Origin of the sequence: Lysinibacillus sp. FSL W8-0992 (assembly GCF_038008685.1) — a bacterium.
GTDB lineage: Bacteria > Bacillota > Bacilli > Bacillales_A > Planococcaceae > Lysinibacillus.
In genome coordinates this window covers 3993542-4019607 of record NZ_JBBOZQ010000001.1, presented here as the reverse complement: position 1 = coordinate 4019607, position 26066 = coordinate 3993542, and the positions used below count along the sequence as shown (strand labels likewise).

Sequence of the window (26066 nt, the reverse complement as noted above, 5' to 3'; positions counted from 1 at the left end):
GTTATACTAAAAATCAGAAATAGATTGTTAAAAATTATACTTAAACGAAAAGGACAGAATAATCTAATTCAAGGAAATAAGTTAAATTTAAATGATAAACTAAAGTTTACTTATTACTATATGATAGATAATAAATTCTATATAGAGGTGGAATTTAATGCCTAAAATTGACAATATGTTAGCAATTCTATGGATGCTTCGTTCAGGTGAAAAAATTACTGCACAACAAATTTCAGAAAAGTTAGAGATGAATATAAGGACTGTGTATCGTTATATTGATACACTTTCAACAAGTGGCGTACCTATAATTTCAGAACCAGGACATAACGGTGGATACACTCTATTGAACAATTTTATTGAGGCTCCTCTATTTTTTGATTTTGAGGAGCAAACTTCACTTTATCATGCTGCTGTTTTTGCAGAAGAAGCTGGATATTATGGTGGCGAAGCACTAAATAGTGCTATTTCAAAGCTAAGCAAATATTCAAATCAAGAGCAGAAAATAAAGATAAACCAACATTTGACCAGTCTTGAAGTAATAAGTCGATTAAGTTCTCAGCCTATGGATCCTTTCTTGAAGGAGTTGGAGCAGGCCGTAGCTGACGGAAACTCTTTAAAAATTCTTTACCATAAAAGTGGCGAGAATCAATCAAACTATAGATTTATTGATCCTTACAGAATTATTTATTGGAATAATAAGTGGTATGTGATTGGGTTTTGTCATCTTAGGAATGAAATCCGTAGTTTTAGAGTAGATCGAATTGAAAGTCTAACGCTAACCGAAAATAAGTTTAACCGGCCAGAAAATTTTTCAGCACGTGACTTTTTTATGAAAAACCTCCTTCCAACTATAGAAGATACGGAAGTAATTATACCTTTGGTTATTAATGGGAATTCACTAACGTTGGATGATATTTGCCAACATTGGTTTTTAGGACATTATTTACAAACACGGACTTCAAATCAAGCAGTTTTTCTTCTTGAAAAAGATATAATACATACATATGTACCTTATTTACTTTTACCGTACAATAAATCTATTAAAGTTATCGAGCCAATAAGTCTTAAGAAAAGAATTATTGAAGTTCTGACGGAATTAATAAATTTTCATCAAGTATGATAACTTCCCTGACGGTAACTGTCAGGGAAGTTATTTTATAATAGCTATATCAAATGTGATTGGAGTGTTTGGATGCAAACAAACAAAGTTTTTCTATATGTCTTTAATACAATGTCGGACTGGGAATATGGATATTTAATTGCTGAACTAAACTCAGGAAGATATTTCAAAAAAGATTTACCACCTTTAAAAGTAATTACAGTAGGAGCTAATAAAGAAATGATTACTACTATGGGAGGACTGAGCATAAAACCAGATATTTCACTTGATGAATGTATTCTTGAGAGTAAAGATCTTTTAATTTTACCAGGAGGGTTTACTTGGAGTGAAGAAATTCATCAACCTATTTTGGAGAGAGTTGGCCAAGCTTTAAAGTTTGGCACTATTGTTGCTGCAATTTGTGGTGCAACTGAGGCCCTTGCAAATATGGGATACTTAGATTCTAGAAAACACACAAGCAGTGACTTAGAGTATATTAAAATGGTCTGTCCTAATTATAAAGGAGAAAAATATTATGAGATGAGACCTGCGGTATCTGGTGAGAATTTGATTACTGCATCAGGAGTAGCACCTCTAGAATTTACGATGGAAGTACTAAAAAAATTAGACGTCTTTGCACCCGACACATTACATTCATGGTATAACCTAAATAAGACTCATAAACCGGAGTACTTCTTCCAGTTAATGAATTCAATAAATAGCTGAGCTAAAAAATTACCTAAGCAGTTTCATATTAGTTCAAATAAAAATCATGCTTTAGACAATGTCAAAGTATGGTTTTTGTATATAATTTAAATATACTTATGGAAGTAAAAAACTTATAAAGCACTCCCTCTTGTTGACTATTTTAAGGAACACGTTGCAGAACAAAATCGCTTGGCGTTTTGGTCAATATTTTAGGAAGCTTACCTATTTTACAAAAAAGTAAAAATCCAACAATCACTATTTATCACCTTTTCACCGAATTAAAATTAAACAATATATGTTAGAGCTATCATTTATCACTCAATCCTGTTAAATGAAAGAAACATTGATTAATACCCATATCCTAAATATTGGGTTTATGATAACATATATCTGATTCTTTTAACTATAAAAATATGAAAGGAAGTGTAATAATCACATATGAAAAAGATATTGAAACCATTGATTAGTGTTATTGCTATTGGTGCCATCTCGCTATCTATAAACATAGATAATAATGTATTAGCTAATAATATTGCAAATACATGTAAGTATGATTCGGCATCGAAAGTAAACCCTGATTATTCCACAATGAACTGTTTGTTAACCGAAACAGCATTGATTTATGATGTTCCTCCTGAAATTGTGAAGGCAATAGCGGAAGGTGAAAGTGGAAATTGGCGTCATTTTGATATGAATGGTGAAGCGATTGTGACAGCTGATAATGGAATTGGCATTATGCAAATTACAAATCAAGTCGGCTACAATCAAGACAGACTAAAAAGCGATATTGTCTATAATATACAAGCTGGTGTAGAGACTCTAGATGATATGTTTAAGCGAAAGGATTTACCTAGCATCAATGGTGGGGAAAGAGATGTACTGGAACATTGGTACTTCGCTATCATGGCTTATAACGGTACTAAGCCAGTAAATAGTCCAATTGTTCAAGCAACTGGTGAAAGAAATACCAATGCCTATCAAGAAAGAATTCTCCGAATCATAAATAAATTGGAATTAATAGACTTAACAGAGCTACCTTTTTCACGTGAACAATTTCAATATGACTCTAACAGTAGGGAAAATATTAAATTTTCAACAATGAACTATGATTTTGATTTACCATTAACAAAATCTAAGTATCTTTTTGAAACAAATCAAAAAGTTAGTGCAATAACGAATGTAACATTTAGGACAAGACCTACTACGGATAGTCCTTCTTTGGGTACTTTACGTGAAGGTGAAATTGTTACCATTACGGGTCCTTTTGAATATGAAAAAGTATCAACGAAGAAAAACCATTTTGTTTGGTATCCTGTGAAAAGAAGTGACGGGACAAAGGGGTATGTAGCATCAAGTTATTTAAACTACTCAGCTTCAACACCAACGCCAACACCTCCAGTAACACCGCCAACAACGGGAAATGTTGATGTATCAAAGTTTGCTGATTACAATGCAAACCAATACTGGGCTGAGGATTTTAAGTGGGCAGTCAACATCGGTATCATCAGTGGATACCCAAACGTGAAAAACCCATCAACAGGTAAGTACGAAAACTTACTTAAACCGTACACTAACTTAACGGAAAATCAAATGTTATCTATCCTATTACGTTACTTCAAACCATCAGAACTAGCTTCAACGATAGCAATTACTTCATGGTATGGAGACGTAAACTACCAACTGGCTACAAAATACGCTCTACCAGTTTTAGGTGCAAACACAGCATCCAAACAAGCTATTGCAGGTAAGGATATCACACGTGGTAACTTCGCTCGTATCTTAGCTTCAATGCATTATGGTAAGACTGTATCTCAGTCAGAAGCTATTCAATTTCTTCGTGATAATGGTTTAACAACCACTAAAACAAATGAAGAGTTTAAACCAAATGATTCTCTAGCAAGAGCGCACACAGTGGCATTCTTCCACCGTTACGAACAAACATTCAATAACTAAATTGCTAATATAAGTGAAAAGGTGACTATAAAAGTCATCTTTTCTTTTTTTATGTTTAAAAAATCCTTTCTTGACACTCCTCGAACCTTTCATAACTAAATTCATTGACACAGATTGCTTGATATCCTGGGACGTCTAAAGGTTCAGATAGAACAAGTTTGAACTAACTGAAAAGTGCTTTAAAGTACTTTTACAACAAGGGTTTGAGGCGCTTTTCTTTTTTAAGAAACCGTTAGAAAAGTATAGAAAATGAAAAGTTTCTACACATTTTCTACACAAAAAAGGTATTAATTAATCGTTTCGTGACTGTTATTGAACTAAACTGCAAAAAGGTTAAGTGTAACTACTTGCATACAATTAGCCGAGTGTTTTTTTATTATGGGTCAAATTGTTAAATAAAGAAATTTTGCAATATAGAAGAAATTATTGCTTGTTATGTGTGCTATACTTGATTCTGCACATAACATTAATGAAAACTGCAAAGTATAATGTGACATCCTTCATGAACAAAGGAGAACTGGAAATGAGAAAACTTGTTCTATTTCTGCACGCATCGCTTGACGGTTTTGTAGAAGGGCCAAACGGTGAAATGGACATTGGCTGGGTTTCCTACGATTCTGATTTGGAGAAACACGCGAAAGAAATTCTGAGTACTGCCGACACTGTCATTTGGGGACGTGGGACTTATCAAATGATGCATAGTTACTGGCCATCTGTGCCTTCGAACCCATCAGCTTCGCAGTACGAACGGAATCATGCCGAGTGGATCGAAAAGACAGCCAAAATCGTTTTTTCCACGACGCTGGAGAAGGTCGAATGGAACAATTCCAGACTGGTGAAAGAAGATGTCGAGGAAGAGATCAAGAACCTCAAACAGCAGCCAGGCAAGGATATGGTCATCTTAGGAAGTCCTAGATTAGCACACTACCTTATGCAGCTTGATTTAATTGATGAGTATAAGATTACGGTTTCTCCCGTCCTGGTCGGCAGCGGGTTGCCATTATTCCAAGGTCTCAAGGAGAAAATCAATCTTAAACTTATCGAAAACAAGACATTTGATTCTGGAGCCATAGGTCTCGTTTACCAGACGGGTAGATAACCTTGTCACCTAAAATAGATTACGCTAACCGGAATACGTTAGCACAATAAAAGCAGCGGCAGTCTAGGTCTTTCGAGTTCCTAGTCCGTCACTGCTTTTTTTACGAGTCAGTTTAATTCAGTTTGTCGGGTGATCGACAAACCTTATTTTTTAAACCAACACCGACCCCTTTTTCTTATTTTTAAGTAACAGGGGAAAAATGGAAATTGAAATTGTATTATTTTGAAATCAAGTCTTTCATATAAGGGCTCGATACTGTAACAAGGATCAACGCTCGTTTTCATTAAAGGGCTATAATGTTGAAAAAGATGAAGATTTCCTCGAGCAGATCATTGACAATAAAGAAGGATGGGTTTTTATACTGACTTGGTTGAAAGGCCATCTGGAATACAGAGTCCAAGCAATACGAGGAGACTTGTAAAATGAAAAACAAACCCGGGATTGGATTCCCGGGTTTGTTTTTACTTATTGGCAACTAAGACCAATTTACCTGTATCAAGTACCTCTTCGAATTGAGCAGCTTCCGATTTACTTAATCCGACAGAAGCTAACTTATTGCGGAGTTCATCTCCACGGGAATTCACCAGGTTCTTCATAGAAGTCAGGAACCCTTGCTCACTAATACCAGCTTCTTCTGTCCCCAGTGCTTCGTTAATATCATCTTCACGTTCTTCATAGTGCGCAAAGATGTAAATGTTATCTCGAAGATATCCTTGCGCTTCTAATTTTTCCACTTCTTGTTTCGCTTGTACTACGTTTTCTACTGTCAATTTGACTGTCATTATTTATCCCTCCAATATATGTTTACATTCAATCTATTCCACTAAATTGAATAAATAAAACATCTTTTTAGTTTTTAATTATGCTAAAGTGGCATTAACAACTAATGGAATACTAATGAATAACTCGAAAACATTGTAAGTTGTTCTTCTATAATTGGGCACTATTCTATTTAGGGATTGTACTTTATTCAAGAATAGGGCGCGTTTCTGTAACAAGGATCAGCGCTCGTTTTCACTAAAGGGCTAATTTATTGAGTAACAAGCTTTTAAGCAATGGTACCAAACGACGATTTGGTTGTTTTTTCCTCAACTAACGAAGCAGTTTTGTTCAATAAGGAGTTGATTAACTCTTAGCAGGTATATATTTATAGATGGAGGTGTTCACTTGAAAAAGATATTGTTAGGCTTTGTTGTTATGGCAATGATTTTTTTATACATATATCAGTCGCATATTATGAGTACAGTAGAAGCGATATCTAGTGCAGAACGATACTTGCAAAAACCACCAGAGGAGTGGAGTAAGTCAATTTCTTATGTTGATTTAAATGAAATCCCGATAATAGAAAATATTAGTGCAACGCTCAATCAAAAGAGTGGGTTTTGGAATCAATTAACAAATAGAATGCAGTGGGAAGTAACAATAAAATATAATGGCATTGAGCCAACGATTGTGATGGATGCCTATACTGGGAGTTTTATTGATATATACGGACCCTTAAACTAAAGTTTTTACATTTTTAATTGTGCAACTAACGGGTCTTTAGTTCAATAACGATCTTCAACAATCGGGCGCGATTGTTGCATAGGTGTCTCTTTTTATTCACTTAACTGCCGATTAGTTGTATTTAAAGGACATAACATAATAGTCATATAAAATATGTTATGTCCTTTATGTTAGACTCCTGATTCAATAAACTAATAACAAAGCGCTCCTAGGTGAGTACTTGGTCTTTTTTGTTTATTCATCATATTAAGTTACTGGTATATAATACTAAGAAATTATGTTTGTAAAACTGAGAAGGAGGAGAATAATGAAAAAATTATTTATCGTGATACTAGCAGCATTTGTATTTTCAGTAGTAAATCCAACAAAATCAGAAGCGAAAGTGATGTATGATGGAGCAGAAGTTGTAAAAGGGCAAACAGGGAAAATGACTTTTAAAAAAGACATTAAGGTATACAAGAAAAATTCAGATGGTACGTTTGAATCTTTAGTGGTTAAGCGAAATAACTTCTTTAGAACGTATGATATTGAAAAATATGATAAAAAAATATTCTATCAAATGGGCCAATACCGCGTACAAGCAACGGATTTAGTAGTTTTCAAAGAAGTACCAATAGAAATTCGTTCATCTTTTTATAACAAACCAACTTATATTGTTATTACGCGCGATGGTATTAATGACGGCTTATATTACGGATCTCACTTTAAACTAGAAGGACCATGGGGTATTTATTTCAAGGATACAAATAATGGACAAATACTAAAGTATTGCGACAGTGGTGATGGTAGTGAGGAATTTTGTTACGAGTATTCTGGTACAGACCTTAAAATCGCTGAGACAATCTCGAGAGAAAGAGGTGTACGTTATGAACTAACAAGAGATGAAGAGGGGAAAGGCGTTCCATTAAAAGAATCTAAAACTGAAAGAATTATGAAAAAGGGGAGTACTGTTTTTTCAAGGTATGATCAAGAAATTAATGGTTATATATATGTATCCGATGACTTAGAAGAAAGACTCGATAATGCTGTTTACCTTCCAATGAATTCACTAAAGCCAGTTGAAGATAAGTGATAGATTAGAAATTACATTATGCCCTCTTATTTATTTACTAAGGGGGCTATTTTTCTGGTTTGGACTTACAGACAGGATGTTTGTCGATACCTTGGCTTAGCTGGGATGAATATTTAAAATGTATGATTATAAAATAGTTTGATTGTTTGTATTAAAGTTTGATTAGTCGTTTGAAAAATATTAAATGTATTTGTAAATGTGAGTTAATTTATTCAACAAACAGGCCAGATAATACGATAATAAAATTGGACGTGGAGATTGTGAAGAAAAGTCGAAGAAGGATACTATGAGAAAAAGGTTTTGTTGAATGAATGCAAGGGAGGAGAGCTAACTTGGAAATCACTACAGAAAGATTACTAATTAGACCATTTAAGAGTACTGATTTACAGGATGTATTTACTATTTATAATAATGATGATACATGTAAGTTCCTATTACATAATAAGTGGACTCATGAAGATATGCAGACAAGATTTAATAAGAAGCTAGTGAACAGTGCACTGACGAAAGAATCAATGTTAAGTTTGGCAGTTATATACAAGACTAAAGTAGTTGGTGATCTATCTGTATGGTATACAAATATGAAAGATACGGTTGAGATTGGTTATAGTTTTTCAAATGAAGTAGCTGGGAAAGGTTTGGCTACTGAAGCAGTAAGTAATTTGGTCATTAAATTATTTAGTGAGTTTAATGTACATCGTATACAAGCTAATCTTGATGCACGGAATACAGCTTCACAAAAATTATGTGAACGGATAGGCATGAGAAAGGAAGCCCATTTCATACAAGATTTTTGGAATAAAAATGAATGGACAGATAGTATGGTTTATGGAATGTTATCCTCTGATTTGTTGTAATAGGCTTAGATATTTTATTGTAGCTAACTTATAGGTGCATTTCTTGATGTTCTGAATAAAATATAGTTGCGACATTTGTATAAAGTCACACTGAAACACCCCTATAGGTAATTTGGTCTAAAGGGGTGTTTTTATGTCAATAAAATAGGAGCATTCAAACAAAATAGGAGGAGTATGAACTATGAACTTCTTAGAAGATTAGGTTCGTAAGGGTACAACACTATAACCTATTTTTTACCGCAAACTAGCATGCTGGTTCCTAATTTGAAATGTTAATTGTCAAACCATTAACATTTGTCAGTATTACTATCTTTTAACTTAGCTTATTATGAAGTTATATGTAAGCAAATTGAGTGGAGATTGCTACTACAGAGGAAAAAAAGAGAATGGGAGAAGACTACATGAAAAAAATACCTAGCCTATTCCTAATAGTGTTACTCATTCATTTACAATGGGGAAATATAACAGTATATGGCGCTAGTGCAGTAAATAGTGAAGTAGATTTTGAAACGCAGACCAATAGTACAGGCGTAACCATTACAAAATACAAAGGAACAGCTAAAGATATTACCATACCTGATAAAATTAATAATCAAGCAGTGATGATACCAAAGGACGTGGGGTCATTCCAAAGGCTGGCAGTTGGAGCTTCAACCTCGTTGGATGTGAGATTAGAAGTTCCCTCCACATCGGTTTATGGCAGTAGTGTTCAGATTAATGCTTCTGTTAATGAGTTTGTTCCAGGATCTGTCATTAAGTTATATGATGGTAATACTTTATTAGATTCTACGGAGATCTTAAGCAGCGAACCGATTATTAAGAACAGGTCTCAATATGATGCACCTGCTGTGGCGGGCGCAAACTTGATCTGTGCCACCTGCTCCAGCGGTTACACTACTGTGGACACGATTGAATGGAACGGCCTTACTTATTGGACCTTTTCGTATTCAGCCAATACTGAATACACAAAGCTTGTAGCGGTAGATTCAATGAATCGTATTGTTAAGGTATGGGAAAATGTAGCGCCAGTTCGTTACGTGGGAGAAATGATACTGGAAGCGAACGGGACGATAACTCTCAAGGGTCAAGGAACTTCACCTAATAACTACCAACCCTATAATTTAAACCTTGATAACTATGCTTATTCGTCGACCTCTTTCGCAATTACGAATTTAGCACTAGGTGATCATCAATTGCGAATCGAGTACACAAGGGATGGAAACGCAATAGACGGTTCTTCCCTGACGACAGCCCATACGGTTGTATCACCGGCCAGTATGCCTACGGCGAATCCACCTAGTGGAGTCGTAACGTCCGGCACAACTGTAGAGTTATCGACTTCTACAGTGGGGGCAACAATCTATTACACAACAGATGGTAGTACGCCAACTAATGCTTCTATACCTTACACATCGCCAATTAGCGTAACGAACAATATGACAATCAAGGCAATCGCAGTCAAGGCAGGCACTCCAGATAGCCAAGTTATGAGCGAGAGCTACACGATAATACCAGCGGAAACACCTACTGCGAATATACGTGGCGGAACTGTAACGTCCGGCACAACTGTAGAGTTATCGACCTCTACAGTGGGGGCAACAATCTATTACACAACAGATGGTAGTACGCCAAGTTATACTTCTATACCTTACACATCGCCAATTAGCGTAACGAGCAATATAACAATCAAGGCAATCGCAGTCAAGGCAAGCACTCCAGACAGCCAAGTTATGAGCGAGAGCTACACGATAATGCCAGCAGAAACACCTACTGCGAATATACGTGGCGGAACTGTAACGTCCGGTACAACTATAACGTTATCAACCGCTACAGTGGGAGCAACAATCTATTACACAACAGATGGTAGTACGCCAAGTAATACTTCTACTCCTTATACATCGCCTATCAGTGTAACAAGTGATATGACAATTAAAGCGATTGCGATAAAAGTAGGTATTCCCAACAGTCCTATTATGAGTGAGAGTTACACACTATTGCCAGCAGGTACATCGGTCCTGAACCCGTCACCGCCATCGCCATCGCATCAAATTTTGATACAGCGTGTTGTGAAAAATGGCGAAATAATCTATCTGGGTAACGTGACCTTAGAAAATGTACAGGCGATTATTCAGCAATTGACGAGCGAGAAAGAGCGAGTTGTCGGTGTTATTTTCCCAGCAGAAGCAGCTAATGTCGATACAACACTGACAGTGCAACGTGCTGCCGTTGAATATTTGGCAAAACAGAAAGTAGACTTGTTCATTCAAATAGCAAACGCCACAATACGTGTTCCACATACATCATTAAATGATTTTACAGACAATCTATTTTTCCGAATCGCTCCTATTGAGCAAACAGAACGGAAAGTAATCGAAGAAAACGCTGCTCAAAATCAGAAAGTACAAGATTTTATAACAAATAAAATGTCCGTTAACCTATTAGGGGATACAGTCGCAATAAAAACGAATCTGCAAAGTAGACCAGTAATAGTCACTTTACCAATCCCAGCTGATGCGACAGAGGAGCAAATAGCATCATTAGTCGTTTATATTGAGCATAGTAACGGAACAGCAGAAGTAAAACGAGGACGTATTGTTGAATTTGAACCAGGTGTGAAAGGGTTCCAGTTTGAAGTAGACCACTTCTCAACATTTAGTCTACTTTATACTTCAGAAGTGCAAGATGAAGAAGTGAACCGATTAGCACCCTACATCCAGGGGTACCCTGATGGCTCATTCAAACCAAATGCCCCTGTGACACGTGCACAAATGGCAACGATGTTAGCGCGTTTTTTAACCAACGGAGACATCCCAACAACTATGAATAGTTCTTTTAAAGATACAATCTACCACCATTCAAAAGATGCGATTGAAGTAGTGAAGCAAACAGGTTTATTTAATGGCACAACGGAAACGACATTTAATCCAAACGGCACAATTACACGTGCACAAATGGCCACTGTAGTAACTCATTGGCTCGAAACTGGATGTGTAAAGGAGCCATCAAAAACAATCTGCCATGTCTCTGGAAAAGCCAAATCCTATACAGACGTTTCATCAACCCACTGGGCCGCAAGTGCAATCGAACAAGTGAGTGAATCGGGAATTATGACGGGTAACAGTGAAACGACATTTAATCCAAACGGTTCCTTAACACGTGCACAAGCTGTGAAAGTACTGAACCAATTATTCGAACGTCCAGTTTTAGAAGACATCCCAATGTCTACCTTTAGTGATGTCCCTTCTACCCATTGGGCTATTGGAGAAATCGAGTCGGCTGCAACCGAAAGAATAGTCAATAAATAAATAGAAACTACACATGTATGGCTTGCAAGGATAACGCCGCAACATGTGTAGTTTTTAATTGGGAACATTCCTACCTGTAGAAGCAGTTTTACAAAAACGAAGCGTGTTAATCAATCTCTTTTATAAAAATTATGCTCAAACAAAAACGAAACCCACTTGTTTTAATCAGTATTTGTGCTAAACGAGTGGGTTTCTACTATATAAAACTGCACGAACCGGAACAGAAATGGACTCAATATTTAATTTAATATGACCACCTAGAACGTTAGTGTTCTAAGTGGTTCTTTTAAGCCCATTATACTTCGTAAATCTACAAGAGCGATTTAGGGCATTGAATGAGTATAGAAATTTGTCTTTAGTAGGGCTATTTAATTTAGTTAAAATATAAACTTCAATATAAATGCTTTTATGTTAATCAAATTTATTTAACAAACATTAACATTTGTTAGTATTGTAGTTAGGAGAAATTAGTTAAAATTAATGGAAAACTATTTTATTTAGTAAAAATTATTTCTAAGGAGGAAAGTATGCAAATAAAATCGTATAGCAAAAAACTATTTATTCTGTTTATTCCTATCATCATGTTGTGTGTTATTTTATCTAAATATTGCGTTATTGATGCGGAAGCGGCATCCAATAGGAGTATTAAAATTGAGGAAGTCCGCGGAACTGTTATGATTCAAAAAAGTGCTGGTGTTAAGTTAATACGGGCATATGAGGGCATGACATTGCAACAAGGAGATCGAATTTCAACAAATCCGTATGCTAGTTTGAGATTAATTATTCCAGATACGAATGATGAAATTACTGTTAGTGAAAATACGGAATTTTCTATAGTTAATTTAGATGAAGCTAAAGAAAATAAACGTACTAAGCTAACAATGTGGAACGGTTCCATTTGGGCAAAAGTAACACCTTTAAAACATTCAAAAGATAAATTTGAAATAGGAACGCCCTCTTCTACAATGAATGTGAAAGGGACAAACTTTTTTGTAGGCGTTGATCCAAATACAGGTAATTCTTCAGTTTTTGTTGGATCAGGAATTGTTAATGTGAGCCCAAATAATCAGGGAAGTGGAGATAGTACTTTTGTGTTTCCAAGTCAACAATTATTAAATAATAGCGGAGATGTGAATATCGTTGATTTAGATAGTCTTATAAGAAATATGGACCCGACTTTAATAGAAGCAATACTTCGGAGTAAAGCGGCCATAGATAAAGAGAATGAACAATATATAGCAGAACTTCAACAGGGGCAACAATTAAATAAAGAAGATATAAATCGACTTAACCAAAACTTACAAAACCTTGTCGGTAATATAGTAAATGAAGCTATTCAACAGAAAAAAATAAGCCAACAGGAAATTGAAAAATTAATAAAAAAACTAAAGGAACAATACAATATAAACTTTGACCTCGATTTGGATAAAACACTACCACTACAGTTAACGGATGCAGAAAAAGAAAAAATGGCACTCCTTCAAAAGCTTGAAGAGGAAAGAAAGAAGAAACAAGAGGAAGAAAAACAAAAGCAAGAACAATTAAAGCAACAGAACCAAGATATTTTAAATAAGCTACAAGAACAGCTTAGGAAGCAAGAAGAGCAGAAGAAAGCAGTGGAAGAAGCTGCGCGAAAAAAAGCACTAGAAAATCTACAACTAAAGCTGGATGAAGAAAAAAGAAAGGCATTAGAAGAAAGATTAAAAGCATTGGAATTAGAAAAGAAGAAACAAGAAGAAGCGGCATCAGATTCTAAATCAAAAGCAGAAGCAGAAGCAGAAGCTCCTGTTCCGACATCACCATCACAACCAAGTGAAAACCCTGGTCCAGTTACATCAGATATAGATACTAATCTTGCAAAAGCAAAAGCAACAGTTCCCATATCTTCGGAGCGTTATACCGAGGAAAGTTGGAGCCGAATAGTATTTGCATTAGGACTGAGAGAGACAAGTAACAGTGAAAAAATAGAGAAAACAGAAGCTATTAAATTAGCTGTAGCTGGATTAATAACGGTTATTGACCATAATTTAATGATTGCCAAGTCTAGCATCCCAACAAATTCAATACGCTATACCCCAGATACTTGGGGAAAATTAGTAGCGGCACTAGCTATGAATGAAACAAATGATAGTGAAAAAGTAGAAAAAACAGAAGCGATAAAAAATGCTGTTGAGCGACTAGTTGAAATACCTATCGTTTCAGAACTAGTTATAGAGGAATTAAGTGTTGGTACTAATTATATAAAAGTACACTGGGCTCATTATGTTAATGCTACTATATATGAAGTTTACTTAAACGGAGAATTAGTAAAAACGTACGATGAAATAATGGATGTCTATAATTTTACTGACGATGAGTTACAGTCAGGAAAGTCTTATATACTAGAAATTTTAGCATTAGATGAAAGTTCGAATGTTCTAGCCAATAAAACGATCAACTTTCAAACAGAGAATCCTATAGAAGATTTAGTTCCTACTCCATGATGAAAGAAAGGGATATCTAGTGAAGAATAAGTGTATGAAATTATTTGTTTCCCCCGCAATAACGGCGGCTTTATTATTCTCATCAATTACTGTATTTGCAAGTAGTTCGAGGCAGGATGAATTAGTTTTGCCGGCTTATTTGAAGGATGGCGTTTCTGTCTCTAATTTTGCAGGTAATGGGGAATATAGTAGTGCAAATGGCAAAGCAGAAGCTACTTCATTCCGTAAGCCAAATAGTATTGTTTCACTATCAGACGGTTCTATTTTAGTTGCAGATAGTAAAAATCAAACAATACGAATGATCAAAAGTAACGTTGTCTCTACTTATGCGGGCATAACATTTGATACCGATACGCATGGTAACCCTCTAGGTGGCTGGCATGATGACAAGAAAGAAATGTCGGTATTTAACAATCCTATGGGAATGGCAGTAGATAAAAATGATACGATTTTCATTGCTGATGCCAACAACAATGTTATTCGTAAGATTACGAAAGATGGTAACGTGGCAACAGTTGCAGGGGATGGTTTTATCGGCAATCAAGATGGCATGCAAGCGAGGTTTAATAATCCTCAAGATGTTGCAGTTGCAAAGGATGGAACGTTGTATGTGGCGGATACATTAAACCACGTTATCCGAAAGATTGATACAAATGGAAAAGTTAGCACGTTAAATGCTTATTCCGATAGAGTGGCACAAATAGAAGAAGGAGAAATAGAATTAGCTGGAGATTTTGCAGATGGAAAACTAGTGGACGCAAAATTTAATGAACCCTCTGCCCTTGTGATTGACAAAAAAGGGAACTTGTATGTAAGCGATAGTGGGAACCAGCTTATTCGGTATATTGATTTTGCTTCTAATACAGTTTCAACTGTTGCTGGGAACGTTACTAAAAGTAGCACAATTTCCAAATCTACTAATTTGTATGCGGATGGAGATTACAAAAATGGCTTAGCGTTATCCGCTCAATTTAATTTTCCAAAAGGTTTAGCGATTACAAATGACGGTGGACTTTTAATTACAGATACTTTAAATCATGCCATTCGCTACTTGTCGAATGGTAAAGTAACAACCGTTGTCGGAGGAACTAGCGGCAGTGAAAGCCCACTATACTACCCAACGGACATTTTAGTATTACCTGAAGGATCCCTTCTTGTAGTAGATAGCTACCACAATAGTATTCGTTTTGTTGAGTCAAAGTGAAGTTGTGGCTATATAAAATTCGCAAATGCATAATAATAGATTTAAAGTAAAAAACCTCACTTAGCCACATCTCGGCGAACCGTATCAAAGTTAAATATCGAGGCTATGTGGTAAAAAGGCTTTATATTCGTTGTTCAACAATCGGGCGCGATTCTGTAACAAGAATCAGCGCTCGTTTTTATTAAAGGGCCATATTATTGAATAACAATCTTTTATGAAAGTTCCTACACAACCTAAATTAAAAAACAGTGGTATCAATGCTTTGAGAGGCAATCATATGCCCCTCCTGGTACGTATTTAGTCAGTGTTGCATGAACATTTATTGATGAAATGAAAACGCACAAGCCTTAACGGGTTTGTGCATTTTTGGTTTGTCTATAGTAACAGAAGATAATAAAAACACGACTCAAATCGAGCCGTGCCTTTGCCATACATATTAAGCTGTTTATTGTGGATGTACATCCTTAAGAGGAAACGTCAATTCGATCGTTAACTTATTGTTAACATAGGCGGCAGATACATGCCCATTCATTTGCTCCACAAGGATTTTTACAATGGAGAGTCCAAGGCCAGTAGCGTGTCTTGCGCTTTCCTAGAAATAGGGGAAGGCCCCATTTTCTATTTTCTGGTTAAAAATGCTTTGGAAATTATCAATATATTAGCTTATTGAATAATCACTGTATGAAACAGCCTCTCTCTGAACATAATAGAATATAGAATACTAGATTTAACTTAGTAGGAGAGTGGAGTGAAAGATAAATGTTATTATCCGAAGCGTGGAAATAATACCAACAAGATAAAAAAATAGAGGGGTATTCAACACTTACATTAAAAACATATTATTTTCAATACAATCTTTTATTGCGATTTTTTGGTGATATTGATATGAACGGATTTAGTACAGAAAAATTAAAAGATTACTTAATACAGTCAGGAGAACACTTAAAGCCATCCAGTTTAGGGCATAGGATTCGTTGTGTTAAATCACTATTTAGATGGTCACATGAAGAGGGATATATTCTAAAAAATCCTGCTGCTAAATTGAAAGAGCCGAAATTAGGTAAAAGAATTCCTAAGTTTCTCTCGGAATTAGAGATCGAACATCTAAGGGAAGCTTGTCAATCAACGATGGAAAATGCGCTATTTGAGTTTATGTATTCAACCGGCTGCCGTATTGGGGAGGTAGTAAAATTAGATCGTGATGATATTGATTTTCGAACAAATTCCGTCATTGTACAAGGGAAAGGTGATAAAGAAAGAGAAGTATACTTTAATACTCGCTGCTCCATTTGGTTAAAAAGGTATTTAGATGAACGGGAGGATGAAGTTCCTTGTTTGTTTATTACGGACAGAAAGCCTAAAAGGCGTATGAGCATTGATAATTTAAGATATATTATTAAGCGCGTATCAAATCGGGCTGGAATAAAAAAGAGTATACACCCGCATCAATTACGACACAGCTTTGCAACTCATATGATTAATAACGGTGCGCCAATAGATGTTATCCAAAGTTTACTTGGGCATGAAAAGAGTGAGACTACAAAGATATATGCTCAGTTAAGCGGAAAAATAAGACAAGACTATTATAGTAAATACTTTTGAAATCAAACCCTTAGTAATTCAAGACACCCATGTAAAAGTGGTTGTCTTTTCTGTTATAGGGCCAGATTGTTGAGGAAAGTAAAACACATATTAGTGTGTTGAAGTTAATGAACTAACGAATTAGTTTAAATTATCTAGAAAGACAAAAGTAGGGCACCGTCAGAAAAAAGCGAATTTACAAATAATTTTATTCTTCAAGTAACTCTAGTGTTTTTATCGATGTTTTATGTCAAAATCGCACAAAAAGAATAAATTGATATAAAGGGACAGTACCTGTTTTTACTAAGGGAATGCCCTTTATTCTTTTAAGATTATTTTTTTAAGCCAGCTGCAAAGTAGGGACCATTAACCGTAATGGTCGTTAATTAGTATTTAAATTAAGATTAAACTTAATAGAATTTTCTGAAAAATTATACGATCAAACGACACTAAACACAAAAGTTTATTTGGTTTAGTGTCATTTTAATATTATAGATTTAGAAAATAGAATGTTTCCAAATCCGTTATATTTTTATTTAATAAAAATATGATAATACTTGGTATCCTTCTAGCTTGAATCAAAAGAAAATATCTAATATTTTCCTTTTTTTAAAGTAAAATCAAACGAGTTAAATCAGTGAAAATTTATATCCTGTCTGGAGAGGTTTCTTTATATTTATTAATACTTCGCCATAATAGACGTTAAGAGTTTTCCATCAATATTTCCACCTGATATAACAAGTGCTATATTTTGACCACCAATTTTTTCTCTGTGTTCCATTATTGCAGCTACAGTCGTAGAACTTGCAGCTTCTGCAATATACTTTTCTTCCTTTGCCATAAAACTAACAGCTTTGGCAATTGACTCTTCTGAAACCATAAGAAATTCATCAACATAATCTTTCGCTATTTCATAACTTAACTTTCCTATACCTCCAATTAAAGCATCACAGATTGACTCTTCACTTGGGTATTCTTCGTAAAAGGTTTTATCTCTATAAGAATTTATCATTGCTGGGCATGCTTCTGTTTGCACACCAATAATACGTATATCTGGCTTAATTGATTTAGCGGCAACTGCAATGCCTGTTATCAAGCCACCACCACCAATTGGTACAACAATCGTATCTATATCAGGCTTTTGTTCTAAAATTTCTATAGCAACTGTTCCTTGACCAGCATATATTTTGGGATCGCTATAATATGCATCTATAAATGTAAGACCATTTTCTTCTATATAAGTCATTCCGAGAGCATGTGCCTCATCATAACTATTTCCCATCAGCATAACATCAGCACCAAAATATTTAATTTTATCTATTTTACTTTGAGGTGTATTTTTAGGAACAATAACTTTTGCATTTTTGATACCAAGGATTGAAGCTGCATAACTAACAGAGCTTCCGTGATTTCCAGAAGAAATAGTTCCAATACCACGTTCTTTTTCTTCTGTGGTTAGAGTCATCATTTTATTTAATGCACCACGAATTTTAAAACTTTTTGCTCTTTGAAATGATTCAAGTTTAAAGAAATAGCGTTGATTTTGATTCCCTAAATAATAAGATTCTTCTAAGGGTGTAGTGGGTACATACTTCTTAATACGTGTGTAAGCTTCTTGGATTTCTTTAAATTGTAAACTCATAATTTTATCTCCTTTTAAATATTAGTTTTTGAACCAAGTTTATTTTTTTCTGCTTCCTTTAGTGCCAAATCAGCTGTAGCAATATCTAAAAGTGCCATGCCGGTAGCATCAAAAATTGTTATTTGATCGTTACTTGTTCTTCCCTTAACTTTACCAACTATTAAATCGCCTAATTCTCCGATAATATTTGTTTCATTTATAATGCCTTGCTTAAGAGGAATTTCTATTTCACCAACCTCTTTGCAATGCATCATATCGTCTACAAAAATTAAGGAAGAGGGCAGTATTTCAGAATCTATTTCTTGCTTTCCTTCCATATCAGCTCCAATACAAGAAATGTGAGTTCCTTTTTGCAACCATTCTTTTCTGATGATTGGGTTTCTTGAAGGGGTAACTGTAATGATAATATGACTATTATTTACAGCTTGTTCTAAATCATCTACAGCTTCGAATTCAATATTATCAACGTTAATACCGAATTGATGTTTAAGTTGTTGAGAAATTCCTTCAACAAAACTATTTGCATTGGCTAGTTGCTGTGAAGCTACTCGTACTTTTTTAATCGTAGGTATTGTTGTCAATGTAGCCGCAATTTGGAAGATAGCTTGATTTCCAGCACCCACAATTAATAAGTTTTCTGCGTCTTCTCTAGCCAAATATTTAGCACCTAATGCACCAGCTGCTCCAGTTCTCATACCAGTAATATAAGCAGCATCTGTCATACCTATTGGCATACCAGTTTCTGCATCAAATACAGCAATCATACCAATTAGTGTTGGAATTCCTTTTTCGGTATTATCTCCAAACCATGTGACAGTTTTATGCCCGAAAAGTTGCTTACTTTTTAAGTAACCTGATTTAATATCTAAATCTGCTTTACCTCGGTTGAATTCATAAAATACTGTTGGCCATACATCTGTTAAGCCATCACTCTTTGCTTTATAGACACTTTCAACAACTTCTATAACTTGTTGGATTGAAATTAATTTTTTTACATCTTCCTTACTAAGTATACGAATTTCAAACATTAAATTAGCCCCTTTCTAGGTACATGAAATTTTATTTTTTAAAAATTTATAAGTTATAAATCCCTCTTTTTTAGATTCAAAGTGGCTTTTACCCTAAAAAAGACAATAAAGCACTGAATCTCACTCCTCCTAAAAAGGCCCTAACGGAGTGAAATCCAGTGCTTTAAATGTATTAACCCGGGGGAAAATACAAGCATCATATTATTTGTTTTATAACTTAAAAATTAAAATAACATAGATTTTTTAGTTTAGCAATAATATTTTAAATAATATTAATAAATGAAACAGGTAGAAGGGGATTGTACAAAGTACTAAGTTAAATAAAATTAATAATATTTTTCTTATGAATATATATTATTAATATCAGTTAGCTTTTTACTATGTGTTTTCTCTTGGTGAATTTTTTAATATTTTCTCTCTTCACCTTTTTTTAGTAACTCCCAATCAATCTCTATATTTCTTCTTATTTTTTTTAATGTTTTTAAAACAGCTTGTGCTTCTTCTTTATCAATCCCTCTATGTGCAACTATGTCGGAATGTTCTTCTTCTCGTTTTAATAAAAGATAAATGTCTTCACCTTTCTTAGTAGGGTATAACCTTTTAATTTTTTTATTTTCAAAATCGTCCTTTTTTTCTACAAATCCTTGTGCTTCTAATTTTTTTACTGCATGAGCAACAGTGGTTTTATCAACTTTAATCATTTCTGATAGTTTCTCTTGAATAATACCAGGATTCTCACAAATTCTTACAAGATATAAATATTGTCCTTTAGATAAATGCAATTCTTTAAATTCTATATTACTAATAGAATCCAAGCATCTAGCAATCATTCCAATTTCGCGAAGTATCTCTATCATTTTTTTCCCCCTGATGTAATTCAAAAAAAATGTTATGTTGTATTTACAACTAAAAAAAAATCCCTTATACTCATGAATGTGTTCAAGAAATTTTCATTAATTCAGAAAGTTCTTTTTTTCATCACTATTTAGTTGTAAATGCAACTAAATAGAAATTTTCACAGGTTTTATTAAAGGTATTATTATTTTTTTTATTAGAATTTCGTTGTAAATACAACTAAAATAGGTTTTTTTTGTATGGAGTATATTTTTTTAAAAAGAATTTAGTTGTAAATACAACTAAACTAAATACTTTATATAGTTTTTAGGTTACTAGTCTATAGAAAAATAGTTATAGATAACAAAATATACTTCTTTAATTATAACTATTTATAAAAATTAAACATAGTGATTCTTAAAACTATTATTAGTACTTTCGTAAATCTTATTCAATTTGGAGGAATGTTACATGAACAACACGGTTTTAAGTGATGATTTAATATCCCGGACTATTGAAACTAGGAGATATTTACATCAATACCCAGAATTATCAGGACAAGAATATAAAACTTCTAAATTTATTCAAGAAAAGCTACTAACATTTAATATTGAGTTATTGGATTTTGATGAACCTAGTGTTGTAGGTTTTTTAAAAGGTTCAAAAGGTGATAAAACTATTGCATTAAGAGCTGATATTGATGCACTACCAATAATGGAAGAAGGGGACAAGCCCTATATTTCAAAAGTACCTGGAGTGGCGCATGCATGTGGACATGATGGTCATGTTGCTGTTCTATTAGCGGTAGCAGAATGGCTTTCAACAAATAGAGAAAAAATTGAACATAATGTTATTTTTATCTTTCAGTCTTCTGAAGAAATGACTCCAAGTGGAGCAAAAGCATTAATAGATCAAGGTGTTCTAAATAATGTTGATTCAATATTTGGTCTGCATTTATGGCAAGGAGAAGAAAGAGGGAAAATGGGTTTTACATATGGCTCAATGATGGCCTCTGCTGATGAATTTGAAATTATTATTAAAGGAAAAGGAGGACATGGAGCTGCACCTCATGAAACTATTGATCCTATATATATTTCCACATATTTAATTCAGGCATTGCAATCAATTATCAGTAGAACTTTAAATCCAGTACATCCTGGTGTAATTTCAATTGGAAAAATAGAAGCTGGAACAACGTTTAATATTATACCTGATTCTGCGAAAGTTTTTGGCACAGTACGAGCCTTAACGCCTGAAACAGTAAAAATAATGAGGGAACAAATTATTCAATTAACGGCAGGGATCTGTGAATCCTTTGGAGCTTCTGGAGAAGTTAATTATTTCTTAGGGACACCACCACTGGTGAATGACCTAAATGATTCTAAGTTTGTTGAAAAAGTTATTCAAGATTCATTTGGTAAAGAAGTCATCAAACTTATCGATCCAGTAATGGCTGGTGAAGATTTCTCACATTATTTATTAGAAAAACCAGGGGCTTTTATTTTTGTAGGGATGGGTAGTGAAAAGAGTAATTATCCTCATCACCATCCACGTTTCGATATTGATGAAGGTGTTTTTCCAACTGCAATTCAATTGTTAATTGATATTGTAAAGAACTATCGATAAATATATTTTACCAGGTCATAAACAAGGAGGGGTACCTCGAAATATTATTTGCACTTCAATAGTTTTTTAGAATTTCTTGTTGAAATATCTAGTTTATAGATTGGCTGTAAGGGGGTGATTTATTTTAATAAAATCTAATTCTCATTTAATATTTTTTCTATATATACATCTATTAAATGTGATTATAACTAAGGGAGTTTTTTAAAATTTTCTTAAAAGCAAAAACTATATCGTCTTCATTTGATAAAAAAACATTAGGAGTGTATGAGTTCAGTTTTTTTTTAAAAATAATTTACTGAAAATAAATAATAGTCAGTAAATAGAATTTAGTTTTAATGGTATAGGGGGAGGAATCATCATGAGTCACGTTCAGCAAAAAACTTCAAAAAAAGAAATAAAAAAATCAAGAACAATTAATGTATATGTTCTTCTATTAATTGTTTTGCTGGTTGCTACTGTATTTACGCATATTATTCCAGCAGGAGAGTATGCAAGGATAGATTTTAATGGTCGAGAGATAGTAGATTCAGATTCATTTAAATATGTTGATAAATCACCAGCATCATTCTTCGATTTTTTCAAGGCAATACATTCTGGTATGGTTAGTGCCGCAGATATTATCTTTTTTGTTTTAATAATTGGAGGAGCATTTGGTGTACTCACAGCTACAGGTACAATTGAAACCTTAATGGTAGTTGTATCAAGAAAGTTGGCTAATAAAGAAAAATGGCTAATCCCAGTAATGATGTTATTTTTCGCTTTAGGTGGATCTCTTATGGGTATGTCGGAAGAAACGCTTGTTTATATTCCAATCCTTATTCCTCTTGCAATTGCTCTAGGTTTTGATGTACTTACCGGTGCAGCAATAGTGTTGATTGGAGCTTCAATTGGCTTTACAACTGCCATAATGAATCCTTTTACTGTGGGGATTGCTCAAGGAATTGCAGGACTCCCAATTTTCTCAGGAATGATGTATAGAATCATACTGTTTATTCTTATGTATGTTATTGCTGTAGGGTTTGTCTATAGACATGCAATGAAAGTCAAAAGAGAACGTTCATTAGGATATTTTGCTGACTATCAAACTATAGGATTAGAAAAAATAATTGACTCAAATATAGTTCTTGAAAAAAAACATAAATTGGTTCTTGGATATTTTTTGTTTAACTTTGTAGTTTTAGTTATTGGTGTTATTAAATTTCAATGGTATATCACTGAAATTGCTAGTTTATTTATTTTGTCAGGAATTATTATGGGGATTTTAGGGAAACTTTCAAGTGATCAAATAGTTCAATCCTTTATGAATGGGGCAGCAGGTTTAGTTACTGGAGCATTGGTAATTGGGGTATCAAGAGCTACTCTAATCGTCTTAGAGCAGGGGCATATTATTGATACAATTTTATATCATACATCATCTGCTCTTCAACATGTTCCACCTGTATTTAGTTCAGCAGGAATGTTTATTCTCCAATCCTTCATTCACTTTGTTGTTCCATCAGGAAGTGGCCAAGCTGCATTAACTATGCCTATTATGGCACCTCTTGCAGATTTACTAGGAGTAACCCGACAAACAGCAGTTCTTTCCTTTTCCATGGCAGATGGAATTGGTAATATAATTTTCCCTACATCGGGATATTTCATGGCAGCGCTTTCATTAGCTAAAATTCCTTGGAGTCGTTGGGCAAAGTGGGTATGGCCATTAATTTTAGTACAGTATGGAATCGGGATTATTTCCGTTATTATTGCACAAACATTAAAATATGGACCGTATTAGATAAAATTTTAGAAGCGGATTTGGAAGTTAGATAATTAGAAAAGTCATTAAGGATAGAAAGTCCTTAATGATTTTTTGTATTTTAAAAGGAAATAATTAAAATAAAATTACATGAAATGAATAGGTATGGAATTCTATAAAAATAAAGTTATCTTCTGTTACAGTCGTCGTAAAAAGATCTTGTTTACATGTAAGGACATGAACAACAAAATTGGGATATATAGTAACTGAAGTGAGTGTTTTTGTATCTGGTTTTAGTGGCAAAATCGTGCTGTAGAAAGGGATATGGAAAAATGGATTAATTATAACAAAGGGGTTATGTTAAATTGTACCGTAAAGCATAAATTTCCAAATGGAAAGTTTATGCTTTATTTTATTTTAAGAAATTTTATAGTTGAATATTCTCATCTTAGGTAATCCAATAAAACGGTGTACTATTAATAATAAAGTAGTTTATTCAACAATCGGGCCAGATTGTTGAATAACAGTCTTTTTAAGAAATGTTACCTAACGACGCTTGTGCAAAAATAATATTGTTGTTTAATTTACAATAAAGTCATTTAAAAAATAATATAGTTGTTTAAAAATCCTTATTCCGAACGAACAAGTTAGTGGAAGTAATAGTAATTAGGTTTGGCTGGGAAAATTGTCGATGATATTAAAAAAGACACCGAAGTGTCTTATGTTTTTCAAATTAAGCATACCGATAAATTGAAATTTAATTACTTAACATTTTGCTTATCTTGGGAGCAAGGTATTTTATCGGTGAGTGTATACAAACCATGTAATGCTTGCTGTTAATAATGCTGACGAAATCAAAGCTGTAAGAACACTATATGTTCGCCAAATAAGTATCGTTGACCAATCTAAAGCACAGCACAGTATACCCAGGGCAATCGTAGCGATCAGGAAAATAATTGTTACGATTATTCTCTTTTTTGTCATTGGCTGCCGCTCATTCGTTTTCCTTCTGCGTAATCCTAAGAGAAATAACAAAACGGCCAATAGGCAAAGAATAATTGTGATAGACGACAAAGTGATATCCAAAAGCTGTGTGCCGCTTATTTCATATGACTGAGTTAGATTGCCGTCTAATATATCTTTAACTTTTAGTACCAGGTTTATATTTGTATTTGCACCGTTGCTCAGCAAGCAGACGGCTGTTCGTTCATTTAGCAGTATGGCTACTTCGGTTCTGAAATTTGGATTGCCCCCAGTGTGTTCTATAATCGTTTGGTCGGCGTTTACCGACCAGCCTGCCGCATAATGCATATCGTTGACAGCCGAAACAGACATATCACCCCTATGTGATTTTTCGATAACCGTGTGAAATATTTCGGGTATGTCCTGCACAATACCCATCTGTATACCCATCCAACGCGCCATATCTTTTGTATTAGAAATGATGTAGCCTGCGGGTTTATTCCCCGCATAATCCGGAGCTTTAAATGGAGTTGTCATAAAAAAGGAAGTACGGTAGCCCTGTGCCAACTGTCCAGTGGCTTGAGCATCTTCTTTATAAGCATACGTCTGGTGAAGACCTAACGGCTGAAATACCTGTTCCCTCATAAAGTCTTCATAGCTTTGTCGCGACACAATCTCAATAACCAAACCCAATACGTCATAATTAACGGTTCCATAGTTATACTGTTCACCGGGAGGGAACGCCAATTCAGCATCTACGAGCATTTCCACAGTCTTTTGCAACATATCCGGTGTATTGCCTTGTGGAATATTTTGAGTATGCCTAATATTTGTTAGACCACTGGTATGGTGAAGAAAGTTATTTAGTGTAAGGCTTTGCATATCAACAGGTTTCCCTTGATACTTTAACGTAAACCAAGGTAAATATTTTTGGACAGGGTCAGTCATTGAGAGCAGCCCTTGTTCTTCCAACAGCATAATACCCATACCGGTAAAAGCTTTACTGACCGAAGCTAACTCATAGAGTGTATTTTCACTTGCAGACAACCCCTTTTCACGGTCTGCATACCCTGAAGAAAAGTAGAACACTTCATCATCAGCAAGTATTGAGATTGACATTCCCGGCACACCTGATATACGAGAGGCATCATCTAGCAACGCTTGTATTGCCGCAGATTTCGAATCTGACAACGCATAACTTTGTGTTGCGAATCCTGAGAATAATATAAATATCGTTAATACAAAAACAATAATCTTTTTCATAAACTCTCCTTTTCGAAAAATTATAAGAGAATAATATAAATAACCTACTTTTACAACTACTAAACTAATTTTAATTTATCTTTCTATTCACCTATATAATATCAAGTA

At 34.4% G+C, this 26066-nt stretch carries 18 protein-coding genes; 13 read left to right on the top strand and 5 right to left on the bottom strand.

What is annotated here, in order from left to right:
* Positions 1–157: 157 nt before the first annotated feature.
* The 4 genes from NSQ74_RS20170 (at position 158) to NSQ74_RS20155 (ending at position 4859) form a co-directional block, all read left to right on the top strand.
* Positions 158–1120, top strand: coding sequence for a helix-turn-helix transcriptional regulator (locus NSQ74_RS20170; protein ID WP_340825679.1), 963 nt, complete (start codon positions 158–160; stop codon positions 1118–1120).
* A gap of 72 nt (positions 1121–1192) precedes the next feature.
* On the top strand, positions 1193–1825 hold the full coding sequence (locus tag NSQ74_RS20165) for a type 1 glutamine amidotransferase family protein (RefSeq protein ID WP_340825678.1): 633 nt from the start codon (positions 1193–1195) through the stop codon (positions 1823–1825).
* Between the two features lie 420 nt (positions 1826–2245).
* Positions 2246–3760 carry an SH3 domain-containing protein gene (locus NSQ74_RS20160; RefSeq protein WP_340825676.1) on the top strand — a complete coding sequence of 505 codons (1515 nt, stop codon included), beginning with the start codon at positions 2246–2248 and terminating at the stop codon, positions 3758–3760.
* Between the two features lie 523 nt (positions 3761–4283).
* Positions 4284–4859 (top strand): dihydrofolate reductase family protein, encoded by a 576-nt coding sequence (locus NSQ74_RS20155; RefSeq protein ID WP_340825675.1) that lies wholly within the window; start codon positions 4284–4286, stop codon positions 4857–4859.
* 461 nt (positions 4860–5320) lie between these two features.
* Here the strand turns inward: NSQ74_RS20155 and NSQ74_RS20150 are convergent, their stop codons facing one another.
* Complete coding sequence (locus NSQ74_RS20150) at positions 5321–5641, bottom strand: general stress protein (protein ID WP_340825674.1); 321 nt, start codon at positions 5639–5641, stop codon at positions 5321–5323.
* 385 nt (positions 5642–6026) lie between these two features.
* On the opposite strand from NSQ74_RS20150, the gene NSQ74_RS20145 reads away from it, so the two are divergent.
* From NSQ74_RS20145 to NSQ74_RS20115, 7 genes are all read left to right on the top strand, one after another.
* Entirely contained in the window at positions 6027–6365 is a 339-nt protein-coding gene (locus NSQ74_RS20145; protein WP_340825673.1) for a hypothetical protein, read from the top strand.
* 307 nt (positions 6366–6672) lie between these two features.
* Positions 6673–7437 (top strand): hypothetical protein, encoded by a 765-nt coding sequence (locus NSQ74_RS20140; RefSeq protein WP_340825672.1) that lies wholly within the window; start codon positions 6673–6675, stop codon positions 7435–7437.
* A 332-nt stretch (positions 7438–7769) separates the two neighbouring features.
* The gene (locus tag NSQ74_RS20135) at positions 7770–8294 is read left to right on the top strand and encodes a GNAT family N-acetyltransferase (RefSeq protein WP_340825670.1); all 525 of its coding nucleotides are present in this window, start codon (positions 7770–7772) and stop codon (positions 8292–8294) included.
* 401 nt (positions 8295–8695) lie between these two features.
* Complete coding sequence (locus NSQ74_RS20130) at positions 8696–11599, top strand: chitobiase/beta-hexosaminidase C-terminal domain-containing protein (protein WP_340825668.1); 2904 nt, start codon at positions 8696–8698, stop codon at positions 11597–11599.
* 527 nt (positions 11600–12126) lie between these two features.
* Entirely contained in the window at positions 12127–14082 is a 1956-nt protein-coding gene (locus NSQ74_RS20125; RefSeq protein ID WP_340825667.1) for a FecR domain-containing protein, read from the top strand.
* 34 nt (positions 14083–14116) lie between these two features.
* On the top strand, positions 14117–15286 hold the full coding sequence (locus NSQ74_RS20120) for an NHL domain-containing protein (protein WP_340825666.1): 1170 nt from the start codon (positions 14117–14119) through the stop codon (positions 15284–15286).
* Between the two features lie 804 nt (positions 15287–16090).
* Positions 16091–16888: a tyrosine-type recombinase/integrase gene (locus tag NSQ74_RS20115; RefSeq protein WP_340826520.1), complete on the top strand. Its 798-nt coding sequence runs from the start codon at positions 16091–16093 to the stop codon at positions 16886–16888.
* 658 nt (positions 16889–17546) lie between these two features.
* Here the strand turns inward: NSQ74_RS20115 and NSQ74_RS20110 are convergent.
* From NSQ74_RS20110 to NSQ74_RS20100, 3 genes are all read right to left on the bottom strand, one after another.
* Entirely contained in the window at positions 17547–18509 is a 963-nt protein-coding gene (locus NSQ74_RS20110; RefSeq protein WP_340825665.1) for a threonine ammonia-lyase, read from the bottom strand.
* Positions 18510–18523: 14 nt separating this feature from the next.
* Positions 18524–19537, bottom strand: coding sequence for an ornithine cyclodeaminase family protein (locus NSQ74_RS20105; RefSeq protein WP_340825664.1), 1014 nt, complete (start codon positions 19535–19537; stop codon positions 18524–18526).
* A gap of 404 nt (positions 19538–19941) precedes the next feature.
* On the bottom strand, positions 19942–20394 hold the full coding sequence (locus NSQ74_RS20100; protein ID WP_340825663.1) for a MarR family winged helix-turn-helix transcriptional regulator: 453 nt from the start codon (positions 20392–20394) through the stop codon (positions 19942–19944).
* Positions 20395–20842: 448 nt separating this feature from the next.
* On the opposite strand from NSQ74_RS20100, the gene NSQ74_RS20095 reads away from it, so the two are divergent.
* Together NSQ74_RS20095 and NSQ74_RS20090 are read left to right on the top strand one after the other, a co-directional pair.
* Positions 20843–21997, top strand: a complete 1155-nt coding sequence (locus tag NSQ74_RS20095; protein WP_340825662.1) for a M20 metallopeptidase family protein — start codon at positions 20843–20845, stop codon at positions 21995–21997.
* Positions 21998–22355: 358 nt separating this feature from the next.
* Positions 22356–23771, top strand: a complete 1416-nt coding sequence (locus tag NSQ74_RS20090; RefSeq protein WP_340825661.1) for a YfcC family protein — start codon at positions 22356–22358, stop codon at positions 23769–23771.
* Between the two features lie 759 nt (positions 23772–24530).
* On the opposite strand, the gene NSQ74_RS20085 is transcribed toward NSQ74_RS20090, so the two are convergent.
* On the bottom strand, positions 24531–25958 hold the full coding sequence (locus NSQ74_RS20085) for a serine hydrolase domain-containing protein (RefSeq protein WP_328200671.1): 1428 nt from the start codon (positions 25956–25958) through the stop codon (positions 24531–24533).
* Between the last annotated feature and the right edge of the window lie 108 nt (positions 25959–26066).